The organism is Solimonas sp. SE-A11, assembly GCF_030345715.1.
Classification (GTDB): domain Bacteria; phylum Pseudomonadota; class Gammaproteobacteria; order Nevskiales; family Nevskiaceae; genus Solimonas_A.
The window spans coordinates 19,029-35,260 of record NZ_JAUASX010000011.1 but is presented as its reverse complement, the minus strand read 5'-3'; the positions used below and the strand labels follow the sequence as shown (position 1 = coordinate 35,260).

Below are 16,232 nucleotides of genomic sequence, written 5' to 3'. Positions count from 1 at the left end.
GCGGCGCGCATCTTACCCCTGCGCGGAGGGTGCCGGCGCGGGATTCGGCGGCGAGGACAGCCAGCGCCCGCCGATGCTGATCGCCAGTGCCAGCAGGGTCGGCCCGATGAAGACGCCCATGAACCCGAAGCCCAGTACGCCGCCGATCACGCCCATCAGCGTCAGGGCGAACGGCAGATGGCTGGAGCGCGAGATCAGGTAGGGCTTGATGACGTTGTCCACGGCGCTGATCGCCAGCAGGCCGTAGATCACCATGAACACCGCCCAGCCGGGCTGCCCCTGGTTGAACAACCAGATCGCGGCGCCGCCCCAGACCAGCGGCGGGCCCACCGGCACCATCGACAACACGAAGGTCAGCGTCGCCAGCAGGATCGCCCCCGGCACGCCGGCGATGAGGAAGCCCAGGGCGGCCACCATGGCCTGAGCCAGCGCGGTGCCGAGCACGCCGATCATCACGCCGACAATGGTGTTCTGGCCTGTCTCGAGCAGGTCGTCGGCCGGCGGGCCGGCGATGCGCCGCGCGGCGGTCTTGAGCCAGCGGCCCAGGCGCTCGCCGTCGCGATACATGAAGAACAGTAGGAAGATGGCGAAGCCGATCTGCATCAGGCCGGCGCCGAGCACCTTGCCTGCGGTCACGGCGAAATGCCGCAGGGGCTCGAAATAGCGCGCCAGCAGTTGCTGCGCCTCGCCGGTATTGTTGGCCATGCGGCGCCAGGTGTCCTGCAGGTCGTCGCCGAACCAGGGAATGCGCAGCAGCCAGTCCGGCGGCGGTGGCGGACCGTTGGCGAATGCGTGACGCAGCGACTCGGACAACCAGGCCAGGCCCTGCACGCCGGACAGCGACAGAAGCACCGCCGGGCCGATGATCAGCAGGGTCACCGCCAGGCAACCCACCAGGGCCGCCGCCACGGTGCTGCGCAGCTTGCGCTGCAGCCAGCGATAGTAGGGCCAGGTGGAGATCGCGATCACCATGGAGAACAGGATTGCGGTGAAGAACGGCAGCAGGATCGTCAGGCAGCCGGCGACCAGGCCGAGCATGAAGACGTACTGGAAGAAGCGCTCGAAGCGGCGCTCGGGCGGCAGGTCGGGAGTTTGCTGCTCGGGGGTTTCGGCCACGGCTTTGTGGTCTCCTGCGCGGGACCTTCAGGTTAGATCGGGGGACTTGCGTCCGCCAGGGCTCACGCGGGTTTTTTCGCTCAGGGCTTGTCGACCCGCTTCAGGCGCAGCTCGTTCTTGACCTCGCGCACGCCACGGACCGCACGAGCCACCTCGATGGCCTGGCTGATCTGCGCGGAGGTACCGGCGAAGCCCGACAGCTGCACCACGCCCTTGCGGGTGCTCACCTTGATCTCCAGCGCATCCAGATTGCGCTGCGCGATCAAGGCCCGCTTGACGTCGGCGGTGACGGCGGCGTCGCTCAGGTATTGGCCGGAGTCGGCATCGGTAACCGGAATCCCGGCCTGGACGCTGGCGCCAACCACCCCGGGCAGGGCGATGGCGGTGGCCAGCAGCAGGCTTCTGACCAGCATGTTGGAGTCCTCGCGAAACGAAAACGGACTCTCATCCTGCCCGCAAGCCGCTGAATCCATCATGAATCCGCCGCGCCGGCCCTCAGGCCGGCTGTGCCTGCGAAGCCAGGGCGTCGCGCTTGCGCGCCACGGCCGCCAGCAGTTGGTCATGGGCGTCCACGAACAGCTTGATGCCCTCCGTCACCAACCGCGTGGTGATGGCGTCCAGCGGCAAGCCCAGGCGCTCCACCGCCGCAATCACGGCAACGGCATCCGCCGTGCCCTCCTGCAGGCTGGCGCGCGGCCGGCCGTGGTCACGGAAGGCATCCATGGTGGCCGGCGGGATGGTATCCACCGTCTCGGGCCCGATCAGTTCCTCGACATAGAGCACGTCGCGGTAGGCAGGATTCTTGGTGCCGGTGCTGGCCCACAGCAGGCGCTGCGGGCGGGCGCCCTGGCCTGCCAGCTTCTGCCAGCGTGCGCCGGCGCAGAGTGCCTTGTAGTCCTCGTAGGCCAGCTTGGCGTTGGCGATGGCGACCTTGCCGGCCAAGGCCTGCGCCTCAGCGCCGCGCGCGGCGATCTCGGCGTCCATGGCCGCGTCGATGCGGCTGATGAAGAAGCTGGCGACGCTGGCGATGCGGTCGATGGCGCCACCGCCGGCCACGCGCGCCTCCAGGCCAGCCAGGTAGGCCTCGGCCACGGCCCGGTAGGCCGGGCGCGAGAACAGCAGGGTGACGTTGACGTTGATGCCCTCGGCGATCAGCTGGCGGATCGCTTCGGCGCCTTCGGGCGTGCCCGGCACCTTGATCATCAGGTTGGGGCGGCCGACCGCGGCCCATAGCCGGCGGGCGTCGGCCAGGGTGCCGGCGGTGTCGCAGGCCAGGTCCGGGGCCACTTCCAGGCTGACGTAGCCGTCCACGCCGCTGCTGGCCTCCCAGACAGGGCGGAAGATGTCCGCCGCCTGCTGGATGTCCTGGATCGCCAGTTGCTCGAACAGCCCCGCGGGATCGCGCAGGCCGCCGGCCACCAGGGACTTGAGGGCCGGATCGTAGTCGGCGCTACCGCCAATGGCCTTCTCGAAGATCGCCGGGTTGGAGGTCAGGCCCAGCAGGCCGTCCTCGTCGATCAGTTTCCGCAGGCCGCCGGACAGCAGCAGGTCGCGGCGGATATAGTCGAGCCAGACCGACTGGCCGTGTTGGCTGATTGCCTTGAGCGCGCTCATGGGATTCGCATGGATGGTGAGCCGGAAGTATCGCGCGGAATGCGGCCGAAGGCATCCCACCCTCCCCGGTCTGCGCGCATTCCTTTCGCCGTTGATCCGCGCGCCGTCCCTTTTCATCGGCGGGCAGGTGACCGGGACATCCCTGACGGCCTAGCCTTGCGGTAGTGTGATACCCCACCGGCCCCACCTTGCGAGCGCGCCATGTTCAACATCAAGAAGAAGCCCTCCGCGATCCCCACCCTGGACCGCATTCCCCCGGCTTTCCTGACCGTGTTCGCACCACAAGACCTGCTGCACCGGCCGGAAGAGCTGGACAGCCTGCACGCCTGCGTGCCGGAGGGCCGGCGCTGCGAGATCCAGCCGGCCTCGTCGTCGGCCAGCGCCGCTCCGGAGAGTGAATTCCTGCTGAGCCTGTTCCCCAACCCGGCGGACCTGGATCCCCTGGCCGACCTGGTGCTGGCGCAGCGCAATGCCGGCAACCGCGTGACGCTGGTGATCGCCATCACCGGCGACCGCCTGGTGGCCCTGGGCCAGTGGCTGGACCGGCGCGCCGCCCAGAACCGCCTGGGCGGCATCCGCCTGATGCTGGAGGAGAACGTGGCCGGCGTGGCCCAGCGCCTGCCGCACCGTCTGCAGCATACCGAGAGTGAGAACGTCATTCGCACGCCGACCTCCACCGAGGTCGAGAACAGCCCGATGCGCAACCTGTTCGTCATCAGCCCCGAGACGCACCAGCTGGTGCACCGCATCCGCGGCTTCGCGCAGAACGGCGTCGGCCGCGCCTGCCTGCTCGGAGGCCCCGGCTCCGGCAAGACCTCGATGGCCTACTACTACTATCTGGTACGCGGCCAGGGCAGCTTCGTGTCCGTGAACCTGCTGGCCGAGAATACCCGCGACAAGGCCGCCATCAAGTCGCTGCTCTGCGGCCACGTGGCCGGCGCCTTCCCCGGCGCATCCGCGCGCACCGGCGCCTTCACCCAGGCGCGCGACGGCGTCACCTTCATCGACGAGAGCCACGACATCTCCGGCCCGGTGATGGAGGTGCTGATGGAGGCCCTGGACAACGGCCAGTACCTGCCCTACGGCGCCACCGCCAAGCGTCAGATCGAATGTGCGGTGCTGTTCGCCACCAACCGCAGCTGGACCTACCTGCAGAACGCCGTGAACCTGGATGAATTCACGCGCATGGGCGCAGCGGTGCTGCAGGTGCCGGAACTGTCCGCCCGCGAGGAGGACATGATCGCGATCATGGGCACGGTGCTGGCCAAGCTGGGCTCCAAGTGCACCAGCTGGAAGGCGCCGAGCGGCATCAGCGGCGCGGCCTGGGAGCGCATCCGCGCCTGCCGCTGGCATGGCAACGTGCGCGGCCTGGTGCGCGTGCTGGAAGCCGCCTTCGTCGATACCACCACCGGCCCTGCCGGCCAGGTGATCGAAGCGGCGGAGATCGAGCGCGACATCGAGCTGTGGGAGCCCAAGACCCACCACAGCCACCAGCTCTACGCTCCGACCGCGACGGCCTAGTGCTTTTGTAGGAGCGGGCGTTGGCCGCGAAGGGTGGCGATCATGGTCGCCGCGCTTCGCCGCCCCGGCGCCTCAATAAAGCTCGTCGATCGCGCGCAGTACGTCGGAGCGGGAGATTTGCCCGACCAGCTGGTCGTTCTCCTTCACCGGGAAGCGCTTGAACGGCGCATCGACAAAGCGGCTGGCGATATCCAGCAGGCTGTCGTCGGCGTCGACCGTGGACGGGTCGCGGGACATGAAGTCGTCCACCAGGCCGGCGGGGACGCCCTCGTGTCCGGCCACCAGGGCCATCTTGAGGCAGTCCTTCTCCGACAGCATGCCGACCAGCTTGCCGTCGCGATCCACCACGGGGGCGCCGGAGATGCGGTGCTTGACGATCTGGTGGATCGCACTGAGCACCTCGGTGTCCGGCGTGAAGGTCACCAGGTTGCGCGCCATGTAATCGCGGACCCGCTTGGAAGCCAGCTGCTGCGACATATTCCCCTCCCAGGGCTTTTCCCGATTATGCACCCGTCAGGCGGCAGTGGAAGTGAAAAACGTCCGGTTCGGGCAACTGTTGTAATCTGCTTGTCTCTGAACGCCTTTTTCGCCGGAGATGCGATGTCCCGCCGCCCCCTTGCCACCCTGGCCCTGGCCGCCCTGCTGCTCGCGGGCTGCTCCCGGGTCACCCCCGAGAACTACGAGCGCGTCGAAGCCGGCATGAGCCGTGCCGACGTCCACTCCATCCTCGGCAAGCCCGACGAGGTTTCCGGCGGCGGTCTTGGCGGGATTTCCGTCTCCACCGAAACCTGGAAGGGGAGCAAGCACGTCGTCAGCGTCAGCTACGGCGGCGATACGGTGGTGATCAAGCACATCGACGCGGTGCAGCCCTGATGTCGCGGATCCTCGATGCGGTGACCGGCGTGCTGGTCCATGACGGCGAGGTGCTGATCATGCGCCGCCAGCCCTGGCTGCCGGCCTTCCCCGGCTTCAATGCCTTCCCTGGCGGCAAGATCGACAAGACCGACGGCGAGCACCCGCCCACCTGCCGCTCGCTGGCCGGTGTCGAGCCGCGCCAGGCCGAGGCGCTGGCGCGCGAGCTGCTCGAGGAGCTCGGCTGGGACATGACCGCGGCCTGCAATGCCGGCCAGGTCGCTGGCGCCAGCCTGCTGGGCACGGCGCTGACGCCGCCGGTGTTCCCGGTGCGCTTCAACACCCATTTCTATCGCGTGGAGCTGCGCGAGCGGCCCTCGCTCACCATCGACAGCAACGAAGTGGCGGAGGCCTACTGGGCGCCACCGGTGGACCTCATCAAGCGCTACGAAGCAGGCGAGATGCTGATCGCCCCGCCCTCGCTGGAAACCCTCAAAGCCCTGGCGGCCGACATCGGCGCCACCACGGTGCCACGCCTGCATTTCGAGTTCCGCGGCGACGACGAACTGCCGATGGTGGAGCAGGTCTGCGGCGTGCGCCATGTCTGGGTGCGCTCGCACACGATCCCGCCGGCGCAGCACACCAATGCCTTCATCCTCGGTGACATGCAGTCGCACCGCGTACTGGTGGATCCCTCCCCGGCCGACGACGAGGAGATGGAAAAGCTGCTGGCGATGACGCAGCGTTATGGCGTGCACGAAATCTTCCTGACCCATCATCATCACGACCACCGCGAACGCGCGGACGTGATGGCGCGACGCCTGCAGATTCCCATCGGCATGTCGGACGATACCCGCGGCCGCATCTGGGACCGTACCGAGGGACGCTTCTTCGAGGGGCTGCCGACGGTCAACCTGTACCGCGACGGCGACGTGCTGTGCCGCTGGCTGGGCCAGCCGGTGCGCGTGCTGGAGGTGCCGGGCCACGACCAGGGCCAGTTGGCGCTGATGCCGGACAACCGCGCCTGGTGCCTGGTGGGCGACCTGATCCAGGGCCTGGGCACGGTGGTGATCGCCAAGCCCGAGGGCCACATGGGCCGCTATTTCGAGTCGCTGCGCCGCATCATCGCGCTGGACCCCAAGGTCATCGTGCCCTCGCACGGTACGGCGCTGGGCACGGTCTACCGCCTGGCGGAAACGCTGAAGCACCGCGAAGCGCGCGAGCTGCAGATCCTGGAGCTGCATGGCCAGGGCCGCAGCGCGGAAGAGATGCTGCCGATCGTCTACGCCGGCGTCGACAAGGCGCTATGGCCGCTGGCGCGCATGAACATCGAAGGGCACCTGGACAAGCTGCGCGAGGAAGGTCGCCTGGCGGCCTAGCCCCTCCAGCGTCGCCTACTGGTCGATCTGCCGGTCCAGCTGGGCCTTGCGGGCGTCGTTGGCGTCGAGCGCGCCACCCACCTTGTCGGCGATGGCATTACCGGAATAGCCGATCGCCTCGGTGTTGCGGATGCCGCGGGTTTCCTCGCGGCCCTGGGGCTCGCGATCGGCCACGGGCTCTTCCGGCTTGCTGCAGGCGCCGAGCAGCAGGGCCGCTCCCAGGATGGCGATGCTCGCTTTCATGATGTGCCCCTCTTGCGTCCGGCTGGTCCGCCCATTCTAGACCTTTGGACTTGCCGGGTGCCGGAAGCCTTACTTTTTCAGCAGCATCTGCAGCTTGAGCTCGCCGTCGTCGATCTGCTGGACCTTCACCGGGATGTAGCCGCGGTCCGGGGAGACCCAGAAGCGCAGGGAGTCGCCGGGCTTCTCGTCCACACGCTCCACCAGCAGGGTGTCGAAGGTGCCGGCCGGCGTCTGCAGCTTTTCCTTGCCGGACAGCACGAAGCGGTAGGCCTTGATGCGGCGGTGGTCCACCACCTTCACTTCCAGCGGCGGCGGCTTGTCCTGGCCGGCATGCTGTATCACCCACTGGCGCACGGCCAACTGGATCACGAAGCGGTCGTAGGTGCCGTCCGGCAGCTCGCGCATACTGACCTCGCCACCCTTGATGGTCTTGACCTGATGCGCCGCCCAGTCGAAGTCCAACGTGAAACCGTCCTTGGCGCGCTTGTCGTTGGCATAGACGAAGCGCTTGGGTACGATCCGACCGTCCACCACGCAGAACTCGCTGGTTTCCTTGGGCGAGCCGTAGGTCCAGCGCACGATCGCCATGGGATTGGTCACCGACTCGTAGCGGTAGCAGCCGCCCTGCAGCGGCGACAGCGCGATGGTGCCCTCGCCCAGGCCGATGGAGCCCCAGGAGACGTCGTACAGGTCCGAGCGTGGCGCGAACGCCGTGGGAGCCGCCTGCGCGGACAGCGCGGCAGCCAGCAATACCAGCCCCGTCAGCAGCTTGTTCATCGGAACTCCGTCTCCAGGTCGTCGAGCCTCCGCGGCGCGGCCAGGGGCCTGCCGTCGGACCAAACCCGGCCGTCGCGCAGTTCGAGCGTGTCGCGAGCCATCCAGGCCACCGCCTGAGGATAGATCTTCAGTTCGATGTCCTGCATGACACGCTCGGCCAGGGTCTCCGGCGTATCTTGAGCCGTGACACTGAATTGGCCCTGAATGATCGCCGGACCGCCATCCAGCTCCTCGGTCACGAAATGCACCGTGGCACCGTGTTCCCGGTCGCCGGCCTCCACCACCTTCTGGTGGGTCTTCAGGCCTGGATGACGCGGCAACAGCGAGGGATGGATGTTGATCATGCGCCCCAGGAAGCGCCGCACGAAGGCGGCGCCCACCACGCGCATGAAGCCGGCCATCACCACGATGTCCGGGTGGTGGCTCTCGATGAGTTCCGCCAGGGCGGCGTCGAAGGCCTCGCGGCTGGGAAAATCCGCGTGCGGCAGCACCTGGGCCGGCACGCCGGCGGCGCGCGCCCGCTCCAGGCCATAGGCATCGGCCCGGTTACTGATGACGGCAACGATCCGGGCGCCGAGGCGCCCGTCGGTGCCGGCATCCAGCAATGCCTGGAGGTTGCGCCCGCCGCCCGAGATCAGGACGACGACGCGCTTCACGCGAAGCGCACGTCCTGGTTGCCGCGGACGATCTCGCCCATCAGGAAGGGCTTGAGGCGGTCCTTGCGCAGCTGCGCCAGCGCCTTGTCGGCCTGCAGGCGCGGTACCACCAGCACGAAGCCGACGCCGCAGTTGAACACGCGCCACATCTCTTCCTGCTCGACCTTGCCCTGGACCTGCAGCCAGTCGAACACTTCCGGGCGGGTCCAGCTCTGGGTGTCGACCACGGCCGCGGTCTTCTTGGGGAAGCAGCGCGGCAGGTTGCCGACGATGCCGCCGCCGGTGATGTGCGACATTCCGCGCACGTCGATGCCGGAGGCCAGCAGCTTGAGCACCGGCTTGACGTAGATGCTGGTGGGCGCCATCAGCGCGTCCTCCAGCGTGCCCTTGCCCAGCGGCTGGGCCAGCTTGGCCTTGCTCACCGACAGGATCTTGCGCACCAGCGAGTAGCCGTTGGAATGCGGGCCAGAGGACGGCAGCCCGATCAGCACGTCGCCGGGCTTGATCTTGCTGCCGTCGATGATCTTCTTCTTCTCGACCACGGCCACGGTGAAGCCGGCCAGGTCGAAGTCGCCGCCGTTGTAGAGGCCCGGCATCTCGGCGGTCTCGCCACCCACCAGGGCGCAGCCGGCCAGCTTGCAGCCCTGGGCGATGCCCTTGATGACCTGCGCCGCGACACGGTTGTCGAGCTTGCCGGTGGCGTAGTAGTCCAGGAAGAACAGCGGCTCGGCGCCGTTGACCAGCACGTCGTTGACGCACATGCCGACCAGATCCTGGCCCAGGCCCTGCACGCGGCCGGTCTCGATGCCAAGCTTGAGCTTGGTGCCGACGCCGTCGGTGCCGCTGACCAGCACGGGGTTCTTGTACTTCTTGGGGATCGACACCAGGGCGCCGAAACCGCCGACGCCGCCCAGCACCTCGGGGCGATGGGTGGATTTGACGATTTTCTTGATGTCATCCACCAGCGCGTCGCCGGCGTCGATGTCCACACCGGCGTCGCGGTAGGTCAGCGGGGTCTTGGCAGCCATAAAGCCTTGGAATTCTCGGAAGAGTGCGGGAACGACTGCTATTCTACCTTCACGGCTCCCCTTATGGCCTCCTGCTATAGCCCCATGCGCCTGTTTCTGCTCGTTTTGATGCTGCTGCCCACGCTGGCCCTGGCCCAGGCGCCCGCCGAAGGCTACCTCGGCCGCGTGGCCGTGGCCGACCAGTCCGAGGCTACCCGCACGGCGGCGCTGGGCGAGGCCCTGACCCAGGTGCTGGAACGCGCCAGTGGCCAGCCCCTGGCCGGCCAGCCCCGGCTGCAGCCCACGCTGGCGCGGGCGCCGCGGATGCTGCAGCGCTTCAGCTACGAGCGTGACCCGGCCAGCGGCCAACTGATGCTGGTGGCCGGTTTCGACCCCCGCGGCGTGGATTCCGCTTTGCGCAATGCCGGGCTGCCGGTCTGGGGGCAGGTCGTGGCGGCGACCGACGACGTACCCCTGAGCATCGGCGACCTGCATAGCATCGGCGACTACAACCGCGCCCTGGCCGCCGTGCGCAGCCTGCCGGGAGTGCGCGGCATCGCCGTGCTGGGCGCCGACAACGGCCGCCTATTGCTGCGTGCTCGCGTCGAGGGGGGAGCCGCGTCCCTGGCCGCCGGCAGCCCCCTGCTGCAGCGGCTGGCCGACGCCGACGGCGCCCTGCTTTACCGCCTCGCCCCTACTGCCGCGCCATGAGCACCGGACCGGCGGCCGAGACAGCGGAGGGCTACGTTCGCTTCCAGTTGCGCGAGCACTGGCCCTGGCTGCTGGTCGGCGCCGGCCTGCTGCTGCTGCTGGTGATGCTGAGCCCCATCCTGATGCCCTTCGTGGTGGGTGCCGGCCTGGCCTACATCGGCGACCCCATCGTCGACCGCCTGCAGCGCCTGCGCCTGTCGCGCACCGCCGCGGTCTGCGTGGTGTTCACGGTGCTGACCCTGATCGGGCTGCTGGCCCTGCTGCTGCTGGCGCCGATGATCTATCACCAGTTCCTGGCCCTGCTGCGCAACATCCCCGACTGGCTGGTCTGGCTGCAGAACCAGGCCTTGCCGCGGCTCGGCGTGGCCCTGCCCGCCGGCGTGCAACTGGATGCCGAAGGCCTGAAGGCCATCATCACCGAGCACTGGACCGAGGCCGGCGGCTTCGCGCAAGCCGCCTGGGAGCGCGTCTCCCAGTCCGGCAAGCTGCTGGTGATCACCGTCGCCAACCTGCTGCTGATCCCGGTGGTGAGCTTCTACCTGCTGCGCGACTGGGACGACCTGATCGCCTGGATTCGCAGCGTGATCCCGCCGCGCTACCTGCCGCGCCTCGGCCAGATGGCCGGCGAAGCCGACGACGTCCTGGGCGCCTTCATCCGCGGCCAGCTGTCGGTGATGGCGGCGCAGGCCGTGTTCTATGCCGTAGCGCTGTGGCTGGCCGGCCTGGAGCTCGCCCTGGTGGTCGGCATCATCATCGGCCTGATCAGCTTCATCCCCTACCTCGGCAGCATCGTCGGCCTGCTGATCGCGGTGATCGCGATGCTGGTGCAGACCCAGGATCCGTCCTCGCTGATCTGGGTCGTCGTGATCTTCGGCGTCGGTCAGTTCCTGGAGGGCAACGTGCTGACGCCCTGGCTGGTGGGCGACCGCATCGGCCTGCATCCGGTTACCGTGATCTTCGCGGTGATGGCTGGCGGCCAGCTGTTCGGCTTCGTCGGCGTGCTGCTGGCACTGCCGGTGGCGGCCGTGCTGGCGGTGATGATGCGGCACACCAAGCAGCAGTGGCTGACGAGCCCGCTGTATCGTGCTGGAGCATCGCAACCGACCCTCATCCTTACCGACCTGCCGCCGGCCTCTGACGAGCCGACCAGCCCGCTGCCATGATCGGCGCGCAACTGCCGCTGGCCGTGCAATTGCGCGAATCGGCCAGCTTCGAGAGCTATTACTCCGGCCCCAACGGTGAAGCCGTGCAGGCCCTGCAGGCGCTGGCCGTACCCGTGCTGCTCTATGGCCCGCCCGGCAGCGGCCGCAGCCACCTGCTGCAGGCTGCCGCGCGTCGGCACCGCGCCGCCTACCTGCCGCTGGCGGAACTGGAAGAGCACGGCCCTTCCCTGCTGGAAGGCCTGGAGACCGCACCCGCGGTCTGCATCGACGACCTGGAGCGCGTCACCCCGCAGCGCGACTGGTGCATCGCCCTGTTGCGGCTGATCGATCAGCTTCGTGCCCATGGCGCCGGCTACGTCTTTGCCGCCGACGCACCGCCGGAACGCCTGGAACTGGCCCTGCCCGACCTGCGCACCCGCCTGGGCGCCTGCAGCCGGTTCGGCCTCAAGCCGCTGAGCGACGACGACCGCCGCGAACTGCTGCGCGAGCGCGCGAAGGCACGCGGCCTGGAGATGCCGGAGGAAGTGGCGCGCTGGCTGCTCAACCACCGCTCGCGTGACATCCCCAGCCTGCTGGAAGCCCTGGAGCGCCTGGACCGCGAGGCATTGGCGGCGAAGCGGCGGTTGACGCTGCCGTTCGTGCAATCGGTTCTGGACGCCTGAAGCATCCATTTTTTCGCGCGATCCGATGATCGCGCGACTTGGAATTCCTGATCGTTTTTCCCTTTGAAAAACCTGCTCCGCCGAGCCACCTCCGGAGAGACGGCGCGCCACGTGCCAGACCTGGCCTTGCGGCCAGCCGCTGTCACCGCAGGCACCTCGTCCAGACGCGCCCGTTGCGCTACGCGGGCTCCCCTGGTGAAGGGGCCCGGTGGGCAGCAATACCGTGTTGTTGATGAGCATCGACAGCAGGTGGACCCGGGACTCGTCCGCGGATGGTCCGAGAGCGCTACTGGGTTAGCCCGGCAATCGTTCCACTGCGGGGAAGCTGGGGAGCGGGCGGCGGGGGCCGGGTGGGTGAGATCGTTCCCGGACTGCGGCGGCTTCGATCGTTGGGATTCCAACGTGGAGCCTGGCTCGATGGGAATAGTCTGCGCGCTCTTGGGGGGAACTCATAACGGAGTTCCGTTTTTCTTTCGGGGCTTGGGAACAAATCGCGTTCACCCTTCGACGGCCTCAGGGCGAACGGTTGGGTGATTCCATTGCACTTCTACAGAAGCCCTCTCGGCAACTGCTCCTGCGTTGCCCTACCTCGGGCATCCATGCCTTCGCCCTCCCGCTCCCCGCAAGCGGGGAGCGGGAGGAAAGCAGAGGCCGGGCTTCGGATCAGGCAGCTGCTATCCGGCGTTCCCGAGCGAGGAAGCGCACGAACAGCATGTTGGCGGTGAACTCCAGTGCCGCCAGCGTGGCGAACGCGAACCACAGCGTGCGCGCATCTCCCGCCGACGAGTAGGCGTTGGACGCAAAGGCCGCGCAGTAGAACGAGATCATCATGCTGCTCCAGGCGTGGGTGCGCGCGTTGCCGCGCAGCAGGCCGGGCAGCGGCAGGAACAGCAGCAGGCCGAACAGCAGGGCCAGGCGGCCATCGCCGAAGTGCAGCACCCCGGCGATCAGGGCGAGATGGCAGGCGGCGGCCAGGGCGTGCATCGGGACGCTGAGCTTCACGGCTTGGCCTCCGCGGCATCCGGGCAGCGGGCGACCTCGGCGAGGTCCAGGGTCTCGCGGCGCAGCGCGCCGCTGCCGCTGACGTACTGCTTGCTCAGGATCGGCTCGCAGCGGCCGCTGCTGGTATCCAGCTGCAGCTCGTAGCGTGCACCCGGCACGGCGCAGATCGTGATCTGAGGCATGCAGCTCAGCGCGGGCAGGTCGCCCGAGGCAGGTCCCTGGTAGTTCAGGCGCAGCGTGACCGGCTGCCCTCCGGCGATCTCGGTGTCGGCCTCGCTCATGTCATTGAAGAAGGCGCCCGCACCGGCGCGGCGCTCGTTGGCGCGGCGCTTCATCAGCTTCCACTTCTTCTCTTCGAGGAACTCGACGCTGTAGGAGCCGCGATCCAGCGACAGGAACACCAGCCGCGACAGCGGCACGCCGACGGGAGCGTAGTACTCCTTGTCGAAGGCCTTGCTGACGCAGGCGCTCAGCAGGAGCGCCGCCAGCAGCGCGGCACAAAGGGTGAATGGGCGCATGAGGTCCTTCACTGCAGTTTCAGGGCGACACCGGCCACGCGGCGGCCGAGTGCCTGGCATAGGGTTTCTTCTTCACGCGACAGCGCGCGCGGCTGTGCGCCGGTGCCGGCATGGTGGGAGGCGCCGTAGGGCGTGCCGCCGGACTGCGTGGTGTTGAGCGCAGGCTCCGTGTACGGCAAGCCGACCAGCAGCATGCCGTGATGCAGCAGCGGCAGCGCCATCGACAGCAGCGTGGTCTCCTGGCCACCGTGAAGGCTGCCGGTAGAGGTGAACACCGCGGCCGGCTTGCCGGCCAGCGCGCCGGACAGCCACAGGCCGGAGGTGCCGTCGAGGAAGTACTTCAGCGGTGCCGCCATGTTGCCGAAGCGGGTGGGGCTGCCGAGGATCAGGCCGGAGCATTCCTTCAGATCGCGAGCCTCCACGTAGGGCGCGCCGCTGTCCGGAACGTCCGGGCCGGTCTTCTCGCAGTCCGCGGACACCGGCGGCACGGTACGCAGGCGCGCGGTGGCGCCGCTCACCGACTCGACACCCCGGGCGATCTGGCGCGCCATCCTGGCCACCGAGCCGTGTCGCGAGTAATACAGGATCAGGATCTCACTCATCAGGGCTCGGAAGCTCGGGGACTCAGCACGAGATTGTGCACCGGACCGCCCGGAAGGAACGGCATCGGCTCGCCGCGCTCCCAGGCTTCGTGACCGGCACGGTAGAACGGCGACAGCGGATGGCCCGACTGGCCGCCCGGCATGTGGAAATAGCCCTGCTCTTCGCGCCCCGGCGAGACGGCGAAGCGCTCGGAAGCGCCGAAGCCGGGGGACTGCACGCGCGGCAGGTCGACGTCACCCGGCAGCGGCCGGCGCGGCATGTCCAGCAGCGAGGACAGCCAGGGCAATGCCTGAGACAGCGGGTGACGGATGCTGCTGGTGTTGCGCTCGCCCCAGCTGGCGCGGCTCGCGATGACCTCGGCGGCCACCGCCTGCAGGAAGGCGTTGGCGCTGGCGTATTGCGGATCGAGCAAGTGCGTGGCATCGGCTTCGATGATCTGGAGCAAGGGGCGCTCGAACTGGCGCAGGTAGATGCGCTTGAAGGAAGGGTCGGCCTTGCGCACCGCCGCGGTCAGCGCATCGAAGGCCCGCTGGCTGACGGTGTCGTGGAACTGGCGGACCATGCGATAGCCCACCGATCCCGGCGCGGCACGACCGCCCCAGTCCCGGACGAGCGCATGGGCTTCGGCATCGCCCTGGCCGGCCTGCTCCAGGCCATCCAGTGCGCGCAGCAGCAGGACCTGCCAACGCGACAGGAACATCGCGCGATCATCCAGCTGGATCTGCAGCATGTCGCCCGGCGTGGCCTCCGGCAATGCCAGCAGCGTGCCGCGGATTTGCAGGGCGCGCGCGCCGAGATCGTAGCCGCCGTCACCGATGCGCTGCAGGGCCTCGCCATCCACCAGGCGCTGGTTCGCGGTCCAGAGGCGGCCGGCCGGCGGGTTGACCAGTTGCGGGTAGTCAGCGGCGGGCAGCCAGCCGTCCCAGCCGCCCTGTTCATGCCCCCCCACCGGTGGCGCTTCCGGGGGCAGCGGCAGACGCTGCGGCAGGCGCCCGGCAATGGTCCAGGCGATCGCACCGCTGCGGTCCGCCACCACGAAATTCTGCGGCGGGATACCGGCGCCGTTGACCACGGCGATGGCCTCTTCCACCGTCTGCGCCTGCTCCAGCCAGGCCAGGCGCAGGTTGGTGGCACCGGGTTGTGCGCCCAGCCAGCGCACCGCCAGGTCGCGCCCGGCGGCATCCTTGCCCACCACCGGACCCCAGATGGTGTTGCGGATGTTGAAGGTGACGTCGTGGTCGCCTCGGACCACGATGTTCTCGGCGAACAGGTCGAAGGGCCGGTAGCCTTCCGCGGTCAGGTAGCGGCTGCGGTCGCGCGGTGCCGCCTGCAGTTGCACCAGGTCGCTCCAGTCGCCGTAGCTGTTGGTCAGGCCCCAAGCGATGTGGCGATTGCTGCCGGCGACGATGAACGGCACCCCGGGCAGGCTGACGCCGGTGACGTCCAGGTCCTGCTCGCCCTGTAACTGCAGGCGCATGCGGTACCAGGTGTTGGGCACACCCAGGTTCAGGTGCATGTCGTCCGCCACCAGGGCGCCGCCGTCAGCGGTGTGGACCCCGGCCACGGCCCAGGCGTTGCTGCCGATGGCCGACTCGCTCTCGCTGGCCGACCACAGGTAGTCGTCGCGGCGGAACTTGGTTTTCTTCAGCGCGCGCAGGTCATAGACCTCCGGGCCCGGCACCGGCAGTTCCGGCGCCGCTTCCGCGCCCTGCAGCGGTGCATCCCAGGCGGTGCCCGGCTGCGTGATGAAGGCGTAGAGCGGTGCCGGCAGGGCCTGCTGCATGGCGTGGAGCATGCCGTCGCGCTCGGCGGCCTCGTCAGTCAGCATCAGCCACATCGCCAACACGCAGAGGATGCTGTCCTCAGGTAGCCAGGGGCGCGGGGCTTCGGCCAGCAGCAGGTATTCGAAGGGCCGTATGGACAGCGCCGCAAGGCCGGCATTGACGCCATCGGCGTAGGCAGACAGCAGCGCCTGCTCCTGCGGGCTGCTGCCCTTTACCACCTGCTGCGCCACGGCACGCAGGCGGTGGATGCGCGAGGCCCGGTCGCGCGTCAGCGCCGCGGGGCCGACCAGCGCGGACAGTTCGCCGGCCGCGGCACGGCGCGTCAGGTCCATCTGGAAGAAGCGCGCCTGCGCATGCAGGTAGCCTGTAGCGCGGGCCAGGTCCTGGCGATTGGAAGCCTGCACGGTGGGGATACCCATCAGGTCGTGCTCGACATGCACCGGGGCCACCAAGCCAGGGAGCACGTCCTCGCCGTCCAGCCTTGCCTGGCTTCCGCCGAGCAGCAGCCAGGCGGAGGCCAGCAGCAGCAGGACCAGCATCAGCAAGCCAATGAGGAGGCGCTTGAGCATGACGGGTAGAGCAAACCTGGAACAGCGACATGGTAGAGCAAACCACTGCGCCCGG

General features: G+C 68.6%; 18 protein-coding genes. 6 read left to right on the top strand and 12 right to left on the bottom strand.

Annotated elements, in window-relative coordinates:
* Positions 1–12: 12 nt before the first annotated feature.
* The 3 genes from QT386_RS13470 to tal form a co-directional block, all read right to left on the bottom strand.
* Positions 13–1,116 (bottom strand): AI-2E family transporter, encoded by a 1,104-nt coding sequence (locus QT386_RS13470; protein WP_289274294.1) that lies wholly within the window; start codon positions 1,114–1,116, stop codon positions 13–15.
* 80 nt (positions 1,117–1,196) lie between these two features.
* A complete protein-coding gene (locus QT386_RS13465) occupies positions 1,197–1,529 on the bottom strand; it encodes a BON domain-containing protein (protein WP_289274293.1) in 333 nt (110 codons plus the stop codon).
* Between the two features lie 82 nt (positions 1,530–1,611).
* Positions 1,612–2,730, bottom strand: a complete 1,119-nt coding sequence (gene tal, locus QT386_RS13460; protein WP_289274292.1) for a transaldolase — start codon at positions 2,728–2,730, stop codon at positions 1,612–1,614.
* Between the two features lie 201 nt (positions 2,731–2,931).
* On the opposite strand from tal, the gene QT386_RS13455 reads away from it, so the two are divergent.
* Positions 2,932–4,251 carry a sigma 54-interacting transcriptional regulator gene (locus tag QT386_RS13455; RefSeq protein WP_289274291.1) on the top strand — a complete coding sequence of 440 codons (1,320 nt, stop codon included), beginning with the start codon at positions 2,932–2,934 and terminating at the stop codon, positions 4,249–4,251.
* 72 nt (positions 4,252–4,323) lie between these two features.
* Here QT386_RS13455 and QT386_RS13450 read toward each other — a convergent pair whose 3' ends face one another.
* Positions 4,324–4,728, bottom strand: coding sequence for a CBS domain-containing protein (locus QT386_RS13450; protein ID WP_289274290.1), 405 nt, complete (start codon positions 4,726–4,728; stop codon positions 4,324–4,326).
* A 123-nt stretch (positions 4,729–4,851) separates the two neighbouring features.
* Between QT386_RS13450 and QT386_RS13445 the strand changes: the two genes are divergently transcribed.
* Both QT386_RS13445 and QT386_RS13440 read left to right on the top strand, forming a co-directional pair.
* Complete coding sequence (locus tag QT386_RS13445; RefSeq protein ID WP_289274289.1) at positions 4,852–5,124, top strand: hypothetical protein; 273 nt, start codon at positions 4,852–4,854, stop codon at positions 5,122–5,124.
* Entirely contained in the window at positions 5,124–6,482 is a 1,359-nt protein-coding gene (locus tag QT386_RS13440) for an MBL fold metallo-hydrolase (protein ID WP_289274288.1), read from the top strand. The genes QT386_RS13445 and QT386_RS13440 overlap by 1 nt, the downstream gene beginning before the upstream one ends.
* A gap of 15 nt (positions 6,483–6,497) precedes the next feature.
* On the opposite strand, the gene QT386_RS13435 is transcribed toward QT386_RS13440, so the two are convergent.
* The 4 genes from QT386_RS13435 to purM all read right to left on the bottom strand — a co-directional run bounded on the left by QT386_RS13435 (position 6,498) and on the right by purM (position 9,186).
* The gene (locus QT386_RS13435) at positions 6,498–6,725 is read right to left on the bottom strand and encodes a hypothetical protein (protein ID WP_289274287.1); all 228 of its coding nucleotides are present in this window, start codon (positions 6,723–6,725) and stop codon (positions 6,498–6,500) included.
* A 69-nt stretch (positions 6,726–6,794) separates the two neighbouring features.
* The gene (locus QT386_RS13430; protein ID WP_289274286.1) at positions 6,795–7,502 is read right to left on the bottom strand and encodes a DUF3108 domain-containing protein; all 708 of its coding nucleotides are present in this window, start codon (positions 7,500–7,502) and stop codon (positions 6,795–6,797) included.
* Positions 7,499–8,158 (bottom strand): phosphoribosylglycinamide formyltransferase, encoded by a 660-nt coding sequence (gene purN / locus QT386_RS13425; protein WP_289274285.1) that lies wholly within the window; start codon positions 8,156–8,158, stop codon positions 7,499–7,501. Before purN ends, QT386_RS13430 begins: the two co-directional genes overlap by 4 nt.
* A complete protein-coding gene (gene purM / locus QT386_RS13420; RefSeq protein ID WP_289274284.1) occupies positions 8,155–9,186 on the bottom strand; it encodes a phosphoribosylformylglycinamidine cyclo-ligase in 1,032 nt (343 codons plus the stop codon). Before purM ends, purN begins: the two co-directional genes overlap by 4 nt.
* Positions 9,187–9,270: 84 nt before the next feature.
* Between purM and QT386_RS13415 the strand changes: the two genes are divergently transcribed.
* Genes QT386_RS13415 through hda form a run of 3 tightly spaced genes read left to right on the top strand, consistent with a single transcriptional unit; the run spans position 9,271 to position 11,701 of the window.
* Complete coding sequence (locus QT386_RS13415) at positions 9,271–9,876, top strand: DUF2066 domain-containing protein (RefSeq protein ID WP_289274283.1); 606 nt, start codon at positions 9,271–9,273, stop codon at positions 9,874–9,876.
* Complete coding sequence (locus QT386_RS13410) at positions 9,873–11,039, top strand: AI-2E family transporter (RefSeq protein ID WP_289274282.1); 1,167 nt, start codon at positions 9,873–9,875, stop codon at positions 11,037–11,039. Before QT386_RS13415 ends, QT386_RS13410 begins: the two co-directional genes overlap by 4 nt.
* Complete coding sequence (hda, locus tag QT386_RS13405; RefSeq protein ID WP_289274281.1) at positions 11,036–11,701, top strand: DnaA regulatory inactivator Hda; 666 nt, start codon at positions 11,036–11,038, stop codon at positions 11,699–11,701. Before QT386_RS13410 ends, hda begins: the two co-directional genes overlap by 4 nt.
* 663 nt (positions 11,702–12,364) lie before the next feature.
* On the opposite strand, the gene QT386_RS13400 is transcribed toward hda, so the two are convergent.
* Genes QT386_RS13400 through QT386_RS13385 form a run of 4 tightly spaced genes read right to left on the bottom strand, consistent with a single transcriptional unit; the run spans position 12,365 to position 16,177 of the window.
* The gene (locus QT386_RS13400) at positions 12,365–12,703 is read right to left on the bottom strand and encodes a DUF2069 domain-containing protein (protein ID WP_289274280.1); all 339 of its coding nucleotides are present in this window, start codon (positions 12,701–12,703) and stop codon (positions 12,365–12,367) included.
* Positions 12,700–13,221, bottom strand: a complete 522-nt coding sequence (locus QT386_RS13395; RefSeq protein ID WP_289274279.1) for a hypothetical protein — start codon at positions 13,219–13,221, stop codon at positions 12,700–12,702. The genes QT386_RS13400 and QT386_RS13395 overlap by 4 nt, the downstream gene beginning before the upstream one ends.
* 8 nt (positions 13,222–13,229) lie before the next feature.
* Positions 13,230–13,823 carry an NAD(P)H:quinone oxidoreductase gene (wrbA, locus tag QT386_RS13390; RefSeq protein ID WP_289274278.1) on the bottom strand — a complete coding sequence of 198 codons (594 nt, stop codon included), beginning with the start codon at positions 13,821–13,823 and terminating at the stop codon, positions 13,230–13,232.
* Positions 13,823–16,177, bottom strand: coding sequence for a penicillin acylase family protein (locus tag QT386_RS13385; RefSeq protein WP_289274277.1), 2,355 nt, complete (start codon positions 16,175–16,177; stop codon positions 13,823–13,825). Before QT386_RS13385 ends, wrbA begins: the two co-directional genes overlap by 1 nt.
* Between the last annotated feature and the right edge of the window lie 55 nt (positions 16,178–16,232).